This window comes from Roseococcus sp. (assembly GCF_965227005.1).
Lineage (GTDB): Bacteria > Pseudomonadota > Alphaproteobacteria > Acetobacterales > Acetobacteraceae > Roseococcus.
In genome coordinates this window covers 426457-433398 of the sequence record NZ_CBDDFJ010000017.1, presented here as the reverse complement: position 1 = coordinate 433398, position 6942 = coordinate 426457, and the positions used below count along the sequence as shown (strand labels likewise).

7 protein-coding genes are annotated in these 6942 nt (G+C 68.9%); 6 read left to right on the top strand and 1 reads right to left on the bottom strand.

Going from position 1 to position 6942, the window contains the following annotated elements:
• The 4 genes from ACO057_RS08565 to ACO057_RS08550 all read left to right on the top strand — a co-directional run.
• Positions 1-577: amidase family protein (locus tag ACO057_RS08565; RefSeq protein ID WP_421990600.1), on the top strand; the 577-nt coding region annotated here is incomplete at its 5' end.
• Positions 577-1695 (top strand): TIGR03364 family FAD-dependent oxidoreductase, encoded by a 1119-nt coding sequence (locus ACO057_RS08560; protein WP_421990598.1) that lies wholly within the window; start codon positions 577-579, stop codon positions 1693-1695. The genes ACO057_RS08565 and ACO057_RS08560, both read left to right, overlap by 1 nt.
• A complete protein-coding gene (gene phnX, locus ACO057_RS08555) occupies positions 1692-2510 on the top strand; it encodes a phosphonoacetaldehyde hydrolase (RefSeq protein ID WP_421990596.1) in 819 nt (272 codons plus the stop codon). Before ACO057_RS08560 ends, phnX begins: the two co-directional genes overlap by 4 nt.
• Before the next feature lie 67 nt (positions 2511-2577).
• A complete protein-coding gene (locus ACO057_RS08550) occupies positions 2578-3495 on the top strand; it encodes a LysR family transcriptional regulator (protein WP_421990594.1) in 918 nt (305 codons plus the stop codon).
• Between the two features lie 4 nt (positions 3496-3499).
• Here ACO057_RS08550 and ACO057_RS08545 read toward each other — a convergent pair whose 3' ends face one another.
• Positions 3500-4291 (bottom strand): carboxymuconolactone decarboxylase family protein, encoded by a 792-nt coding sequence (locus tag ACO057_RS08545; RefSeq protein ID WP_421990592.1) that lies wholly within the window; start codon positions 4289-4291, stop codon positions 3500-3502.
• Positions 4292-4466: 175 nt separating this feature from the next.
• Between ACO057_RS08545 and ACO057_RS08540 the strand changes: the two genes are divergently transcribed.
• Complete coding sequence (locus ACO057_RS08540) at positions 4467-5759, top strand: LLM class flavin-dependent oxidoreductase (RefSeq protein WP_421990590.1); 1293 nt, start codon at positions 4467-4469, stop codon at positions 5757-5759.
• Positions 5760-5929: 170 nt separating this feature from the next.
• On the top strand, positions 5930-6928 hold the full coding sequence (locus ACO057_RS08535) for an alpha/beta hydrolase (protein ID WP_421990588.1): 999 nt from the start codon (positions 5930-5932) through the stop codon (positions 6926-6928).
• Positions 6929-6942: the final 14 nt, after the last annotated feature.

Here is a 6942-nt window from a genome sequence, read left to right as displayed (position 1 = left end):
CCCCGCCTCGGCCGCGACGTTGCGCGGCATCGAGGAGAGCTGCGCGATCTTCCGCAGGCTGGGCGCCGAGGTCAGCGACGTCACCCTGCCATCGATGGGTGAGTTCAATGCGGCCGGCTGGGTGATCCTGCTGGCCGAGGCCTGGGCCGTCCACGAGGCATGGATGCGCGAGCGGCCCATGAAATACGGCGAGCTGCTGCGCGCGCGCCTCTCGCTCGCGAGCCTGCTTTCCGCGGGCGACTACATCCAGGCGCAGCGCAAGCGGCGGCAGCTGATCGAGCGCAGCTTCGCCGCCGCCGCCGGCTATGACCTTCTGGTCACGGCGGCCGCGCCGGCCGAGGCGCCGAAGATCACCGAGGTGTCGAAATGGTCCTCGCTGGAGCGGGCCAGCTTCACCATCCCCTTCAACGTGCTGGGATGGCCGGCGCTCTCGGTCTGCACCGGCCTCGGCCAGGGCGACCTGCCGACCTCGGTGCAGCTTATCGGCCAGCCCTGGACGGACGGCTTCGTGCTCGCGGCCGGCCATGCGCTGGAGCGCGAGAACGGCACGCGCTCGCGGCGCCCGCCCGGCGCCTGATGGAAACCTCCTACGACCTTCTTGTCGTCGGTCACGGCATCGTGGGGCTGGCGCATGCGCTGGCCGCCTCGCGGGCCGGGCTGCGCGTCGCGGTGATGGACCGCGACGCGCAGCCCAACGGCGCCTCGATCCGTAATTTCGGCTTCATCACCGTGACGGGGCAGGGGCCGCCGCACACCTGGCGCCGCGCGCGCCGCTCGCGCGACGTCTGGGCGCGGGTTTGCGAGGAGGCGGGCATCCCCGTCCTGCAACGCGGCCTGCTGATGGCCGCGCGACGGCCCGAGGCGCTGGCGGTCCTCGACGAATTCCGCGCGGGGCCGATGGGCGAGGGCTGCCGCATCCTCACCCCCGGCGAACTGCCCGCGCCCTTCTCGCGCGATCTGCTCGGCGCACTGCATTCGCCGCATGAGCTTCGCGTGGAAAGCCGCGAGGCCGTGCCCAGGCTCCGCGCCTGGCTGGCCGAGCGCCATGGCGTCACGCTGCTGCCGCGCGTGGCGGCGCTGACCGTGGAGAGCGGGCGCGTGGTCACGCCTCGGGCGGTCTTCACCGCGCCGCATATCGTGGTCTGCCCGGGGACGGATCTCGTCTCGCTCTTCCCGAAGAGCTTTTCCGCGCGCGAGACGACGCTGTGCAAGCTGCACATGCTGCGCCTTGCCGATCCGGGCTGGAAGCTTCCCGCCCCGGTGATGAGCGACCTCGGGCTGCATCGCTATCGCGGCTATCACGCGAGCCCGTCCCTGCCCGCGCTGCGCGCGCGGCTGAAGGCCGAGCAAGGCGCGCATCTGGACCACGGCGTGCACCTGATCGTGGTGCAGGCCGCCGATGGCAGCCTCGTCGTCGGCGACAGCCATCATTATGCGGACACGCCGGACCCTTTCCAGCCCGAGCATGTGGACGCGCTGATCCTGGACGAATTCGCGAAGGTGCTGGGCCCGCCGCCGCCCGCCATCGACCGCTGGATCGGCGTCTATCCCTCGGGCCCCGACGACGCCTTCTTCGAGACGCCGCTGCCCGGCGTGCGCCTCGTTTCCGTCACCTCGGGCACCGGCGCCTCCACGGCCTTCGGGCTGGCGGAAGAGGTGCTTGCCGACCTCATGGGACTGGAGGCTCCTGCATGATCCGCGCCGTGATCTTCGACTGGGCCGGGACCGTGCTCGATTTCGGCAGCCGCGCGCCCATGGCCGCCTTCCAGGAGGCCTTCCGCCAACTGGGCGTGGCCATCAGCATCGACGATGCGCGCGGGCCGATGGGCATGGCCAAGCGCGACCATATCCGCCTCGTCGGCACCGCGCCGCACATCAACGCGGCCTGGCGCGCGCGGCATGGGCACGACTTCGGCGCGGCCGATATCGAGGCGGTCTTCGGGATTTTCGAACCGCTGAACGTCGCCGCGGTGCAAACGGCGGAGCATTCCACGCTCATCGCCGGCGCGAAGGCGACGCTCGACTGGTGCGCGAGGCGTGGGATCCGCATCGGCTCCACGACGGGATACACGCGGCCGATCATGGAGCGCCTGGCGCCCCTTGCCGCGACGCAGGGATTCTCGCCGGAGGTGATGGTCTGCGCGGGCGATCTTCCGGCCGGGCGTCCGGCGCCGCTGCAGATGTGGTGGGCCATGGCCACGATGGGCATCTGGCCGGCCAGCGATGTGGTGAAATGCGACGACACGCCGCCGGGCATTGGCGAGGCGCGCCAGGCCGGCGCCTGGGCAGTGGGCTTCGCGTTGTCGGGGAATATCGCGGGGCTGTCCGAGGTCGAGATGGCGGGAGCGAGCGAGACGGAGAAGGCACAGATGCGGGCACGCGCGACGAAGGAGTTGCGCGCCGCCGGGGCGCATGTGGTGGTGGATTCCATCGCCGACCTGCCGAGGGCGATCGCGGAGATCGAGGAACGGCAGGCGAGGGGGGAGAAGCCCGGGTCGCTTGGCGCGTGATGCGCGCTCTGCCCGAGCCGGAAATGGCCTAGAAGGCCCGCAACGACGACATCGAGGACACGACGGCTTGGATACCCTCAAGGACATCCGGCTTCTCGCCAGGGTCTCGCGCACCGGCAGCCTCTCGGCGGCGGGGCGGGAGACCGGAATGTCCGCCGCCACGGTCTGGCGCCATCTGAATGCCCTGGAGGAGCGCCTCGGCTCGCCGCTGCTGTTACGCAGCAGCCGGGGCATCAAGCTGACGGATGCGGGGACGGCATTCCTGGAACGGGCCGAGACGATCGCGGATCAGTTCGACGAGGTCGTCGAGATCATGGGTTCCTTCCAATCGACGCCGCAGGGGCTGCTGCACCTGCATTCGACGGTCGCGGTGGGCATGAACCGCATCGCCCCGCAGCTCCCGCGCTTCCTGCGGCGATATCCGGAACTGCGCGTCAATCTCTGGATCTCGCAGGAAACGCCGAACCTCACCGAGCAGAAGATCGATCTCTCCGTGCGCTTCGGGCGGCAGCCGGATTCAAACCTGACCGCGCGGAAGCTGGCTTCCCTCCCGCGCCTCGTCGTGGCGAGCCCCGATTATCTGGAGCGGCGCGGCGATGTCGGCTCTCCCGAGGAACTTCTGAGGCACGACTGCCTCGTCTACCGCTACGGCCCGCTCGGGACCTCGTGGTCGTTCCTGAGCCGGCAGGGGCTCGTCGAGGTGCCCATCCCCGCGCTGCTGCAATCCAACACGGTCGAGCCCCTGCGCCTCGCCGCCCTCGAGGGGCTGGGGATCGCGCTGCTGCCGTCCTGGTGGGTCGAGGACGACATCGCCGCCGGCCGCCTGCGCGTCCTTCTGCCGGACTGGTCGGCGTCCGCGACGGATTTCGATTCCAACATCTATGCCGTCTGGCATCGGGGGCGGCAGTCCACGCCCAAGATGCGCGCGCTCATCGATTTCCTGGTCGAGGTCTTCGACGATACGACGACCACTCCGGCGGATTAGCCCGTCAGTTCCCGGGCTGCCCGTCCAGGCGCGCGAGCTCCTCGGCGAGAATCGACGCGCCGAGCGTGCAGCTCTGGATGCCGATCAGGCTGGTGAGCTTCAGCACCTCGAAGATCTCGTCCACGCTGGCGCCGAGGCGAAGCGCGTTGCGGTAATGCACGCGCAGGCCCGGATCGTAGAGATGCGTCGTCGAGGCATCGATCGCGATGTACAGGAACTCCCGATCCTTGGGGGCGAGCGTCCCTTTCTGCCAGGGATAGGAGGAATAGGCCCCATAGGCCTCGAAATAATCGGGATCGAGGCGAAGCAGCGTCTCCCACCGCTCGCTCCAATAGCCGCGATCGCGCAGGAAGGCCGCCTTGATCGCCTCCTGCCGCCCGGACAGCGCGCCGCCGCCCAGCAGGCCGAGCGGAAGGTCAGCGCGCTGCAGCTCGTCGGTCAGCGAGGTGATGCCGAGGCTGCAGCTGTGGATGCCGAGCACGGAGATGAGCTGGAGCACCTCCATGATCTCGGCGGAGGTGGCGCCGCATTGCAGCGCGGCGCGCATGTGCAGGCGGATCGCGGGGGCATGGAGATGCGTCACCGCGGCATTGGCCGCGAGGCCGACCAGCTCGCGCATCTTCGGGCTGAGCAGGCTCCGTCCGGCCGCCGCGGTGGAGAGCTGGAGATAGCTGCGGAAGAAGTCGGGATCGCGATCGAGCAGATGCTGGTGCGCCGCGTCCCACACGCCGTTCCGGTCGATGAAGTCGCGCTTCAGCCCGTCCTGCGCCGTCGGGGTTGGTGCTTCCTGCTGCATCGGGATTTTCCCTGTTCGAATGTCGCGACAGGTCTTCATACGCGCCGATGCGGGCGATCGCCTTTTCGATATCTGAAAAGCGGATTGTCGAATCGCGCCATTCCCCGAAGGCGGCCCCCGTGCTGCCTTCCTGAAGAGAAGAGGCCGTCGGGCCGAAGAATGCGGAGGAAATGCCATGAAATTCGGCTTGTTCTACGAGCATCAGCTTCCGAAGCCCTGGGGCGAGAATGCGGAACTGCGCCTGTATCAGGAGGCGTTGACTCAGGTCGAAACCGCCGACCGCGTCGGCATCGACATGATCTGGGAGGTGGAGCACCATTTCCTCGAGGAGTACTCGCATTCCTCGGCGCCGGAGGTCTTCCTGGGCGCCTGTTCGCAGCGCACCAAGCGCATCCGCCTCGGCCACGGCATCGCGCTCATGCCACCCAGGTACAACCATCCCGCCCGCGTCGCCGAGCGCCTGGCCACGCTGGATCTCGTCTCCAACGGCCGCGCCGAATGGGGCACGGGTGAATCCGCCTCGCTGATGGAGATGGAAGGCTTCGGCATCGACCCGGCCGAGAAGTCGGCCATGTGGGCGGAGGCGGTGGAGCAGTCGGCCAATATGCTGGCGATGACGCCCTATCCCGGCTTCAAGGGCGAATACTTCGAGATGCCCTGCCGCAACCTCGTGCCCAAGAGCGTGCAGAAGCCCCACCCGCCGATGTGGGTCGCCTGCTCCAAGCGCGAGACGATCCATCGCGCGGCCCGCAATGGCCTCGGCGCCCTGGCCTTCGCCTTCGTCGAGCCGGAAATGGCCGCGAAGTGGGTGGAGGAATATTACGACATCATCAAGTCGACCGAATGCGTGCCGCTGACGCACCGGGTCAATGCGAATGTCGCGCTGGTCTCGGGCATGATGTGCCATCCCGATGCGGAAGAGGCCGTCACGCGCGGCCTCGATGGCTTCAAGTTCTTCGGCTACTCGCTCGGCTTCATCGGCCTCTACGGCGCCATGAAGCCCGGCTACACCGACATCTGGTCGAGCTTCAACGAGGTGAAGCACACGCTGGAGGACAATGCCGGGCGGGGCGGCATTGGGACGCCCGACCAGGTCCGCAACCACCTGCTGCGCTACGAGAAGGCGGGCGTCGACCAGATCATCTTCGTCAAGCAGTCGGGCATGAACCAGCACCAGCACATCTGTGAATCGCTGGAGCTCTTCGGCGAGGCCGTGCTGCCGGAATTCCGTGCCCGCGACATCCTGCGCGAGGAGGCCAAGCAGCGCGAGCTCGCGCCCTATATCGAGGCGGCGCTGCAGCGGAAGAACTGGATGAAGCCGCTCGCCGAGCACGAGGTGCCGGTCTTCCTGGCCCCCGGCAAGCGGACGGCGGCGGTCGGCAATGCGCGCCGCGCCGCTTTCGCCGACCGCGCGCTGCCCATCCCGGCGGTCGATCCGCATGCGCCGAAAACGCCCGTGGCGGGCTGAACGGATCCTCGTTGGCGGGTCGCTTCCGGCCCGCTTCTGGAGCATCGAGTGACGACGATTTCAAGCGGCTTCACCACGACGGAGTCCTCAGGACGGCGGGCGATCCTCGGATCGCCCGCCAATCGTGCTTGGCGCGCCTCGAACCCACCCGTCGCGGAGGCTGTGACGCCATGACCCTTCAAACCAGATACCTGACGGTCGTCAGCCCGATCGCGCCCATCGACGCCGACGCGCTGCGCGTGCTGGAGATGGCGCGCGCTTCCGGCCGCCCGCCGATCCAGGACCAGACGCCCGAGGAAGCGCGCCAGGCCTATGCGCGCGGCCGCAAGGCCGTGGCCGCGGCGCCCCAGCCGGTGGCCCTCAGCCGTGACATCCGCATCGCGGGGCCCGATGGCTCGCTCGGGCTGCGTCTCTATCGCGCGCAGGGCTCCACGGAGGCCGAGATGCTGCCGGTGCTGCTGTATTTCCATGGCGGCGGCTGGGTGCTGGGCGATCTCGAATCCCACGACGCCGTCTGTCGTGGCCTTGCCAATGCAGGGCGCTGCGCCGTCGTTGCCGTGGACTATCGCCTGGCACCGGAACACCGGTTTCCGGCCGCGCTGGAGGACGGCATCGCCGCTTTGCGCTGGCTCCATGATCATTCGGTGGAGTTTCGCGTGGATCCGCGGCGCATCGCGGTCGGCGGCGACAGCGCGGGAGGCAATCTCGCGGCCGTGCTCGCGCTGCTGGGCCGCGACAGGGCGGTGCCGGCCTGCTGCTTCCAGGTGCTGATCTATCCCAGCACCGACCTGACGCTCGGGCATGAGGCCCATCGCCGTCCCATCGAGGATCTCGCTCTGACGGCCGAGGCCATGCGCTGGTTTCGCGCGCAGTACCTCGGCAGCGCGGCGGAGAGCCTCGACTGGCGCGCCTCGCCCTTGCATGCGCCGACCCTGCGTGGCGCGCCGCCGGCCTTCGTCGTGACGGTCGGGCATGATCCGCTTTCCGATGAAGGCGAAGCCTATGCCACCCGCCTGCGCGACGAGGGCGTTCCCGTCATCCACCGGCATCTGCCCGACCAGATCCACGGCTTCCTGGCCATGGGCGGCGTCATCCGGCGGGCGGGGGTGGTGATCGAGGAGATCGGCGCGAGCCTCGACGCCCATTGGGCATCTGACGCCGGGCCCTGACAGCCTACGACGAT